We start from the raw sequence: 1,455 nt of genomic DNA on the forward strand, positions 1-1,455 counted from the left end.
CGCTCTTTGCTCGCCCATGAAGGCCGCGAGAGGCGCGGTCCAACAACGGAGCGACCGTCATGACCGAGCACGACGAACCCCAGGAGCAATCCCCGGCCGCCCATATTCTCGATGAACTGCAACACTATGGCTTCCATCCATTCCATGACGAACCCGATCCGCGACCATTACCCGAAGGCGACCGAGTCGCAGGTGCCATCGCCGATATTTTCGACGCCCTGATCGGCACGCTTGCCGACACCCGGCTCGAACCCGATCTCGATGACCTCCTCTGGTCGACGGTCAATCTGTTCCACCGCGCCGCCGAGCGCGTCGAACGCGAGCTCGACGACAACGAGCAGTCGCAGCGTCGATCGCAGCGCGAACAGGACGGTTCCGAGGTCGCTTCGGTCGAACTGGAACGATTGTTGGCCCAGGGCCTGACATTGATCGAACGGCGCAACGCCCATGAACTGATGCGCGATGTGGCCTGCGATCTCTACCGTACCCACACCGGTTCGGCCTGGCACCCCCGCCATGGCAGCCTCGTCAACCGCCGCGCGCTGACCGCAGCAATGGTCGACAGCCGCGATTTCATCGCCGCCCGCCGTCGTGCCGAAACTCAAGTCATGCTGCCTGGTGGCCCCAAGGTTGCATTTACTGGTGGCAAGGACTGCAACGAAACCGATGCCATCTGGGGGGCATTGGACCGCGTCCGCGCGAAACATCCGAATATGGTGCTGCTGCACGGCGGTGCGCCATCAGGTGCTGAGCGCATTGCGGCGTGCTGGGCCGACAATCGCAAGATCACGCAGGTGGCATTCAAGCCTGACTGGTCCCGTCATGCCAAGGCAGCGCCGTTCAAGCGCAACGACGCAATGTTAGATGTCCTGCCGATCGGCGTGGTGGTGTTCCCCGGCACCGGCATTCAGGACAACCTTGCCGACAAGGCTCGGAGGCTGGGCATCCCCGTGTTCGATTTCCGCAAGGGTCAGCCCCCGACCTGAGAGGGGCATACCCGACCGCTGTTCGAGCAATGCCCCGACAGTCAACTGTGTGAGCGGCACGAGGGTAAACTTCAGGGCGGTGAATCGACGCTGCATCCAATTCCGAAGCGGGTACGCCCCGCTCTCTCTGGCTTACCTCTGACCTATGCGCTGCCTTGTGACGATCAACCCGCAAGGGGTCCGCTAAGCACAGCTTGCGGCCTTCAGCTTCGCCTCCGGTGATCGCGGCCGCGCGTCGGTCGCCTGTGCGCCTGTCGAGCGGGGACGGTCCCCGCTCCGGAAACAGGAGCAAAGATCATGTCGCTTCCCACCGCCCAAAAGTTCGCCTGGAGCCTCGCCAAGACGCTGATGACCTGCGTGGTGCTGATCCAGACCAATGATGGCTTCGCCGTGATGACCGATGCCGAGTACGATGGCGACCCTATGCTGATTGTGCGGGTGTACGATCCGTTTTGACAATGACGACCAT

At 62.5% G+C, this 1,455-nt stretch carries 2 protein-coding genes; both read left to right on the forward strand.

Annotation, left to right across the window (positions count from 1 at the left end; genetic code table 11):
* Window positions 1-59 precede the first annotated feature (59 nt).
* Window positions 60-986: a DUF2493 domain-containing protein gene (locus DM995_RS20415; protein ID WP_116970873.1), complete on the forward strand. Its 927-nt coding sequence runs from the start codon at window positions 60-62 to the stop codon at window positions 984-986.
* 297 nt (window positions 987-1,283) lie between these two features.
* Window positions 1,284-1,442 carry a hypothetical protein gene (locus tag DM995_RS22015; RefSeq protein ID WP_198669545.1) on the forward strand — a complete coding sequence of 53 codons (159 nt, stop codon included), beginning with the start codon at window positions 1,284-1,286 and terminating at the stop codon, window positions 1,440-1,442.
* The last annotated feature ends 13 nt before the right edge of the window (window positions 1,443-1,455 follow it).

Origin of the sequence: Blastomonas sp. UPD001, assembly GCF_003426715.1 — a bacterium.
Classification (GTDB): domain Bacteria; phylum Pseudomonadota; class Alphaproteobacteria; order Sphingomonadales; family Sphingomonadaceae; genus Blastomonas.

Excerpts from the sequence above, each read along its gene's own strand:
- DM995_RS20415 (WP_116970873.1), top strand. The coding sequence starts at position 60 with ATGACCGAGCACGACGAACCCCAGGAGCAATCCCCGGCCGCCCATATT.
- DM995_RS22015 (WP_198669545.1), top strand. The coding sequence starts at position 1,284 with ATGTCGCTTCCCACCGCCCAAAAGTTCGCCTGGAGCCTCGCCAAGACG.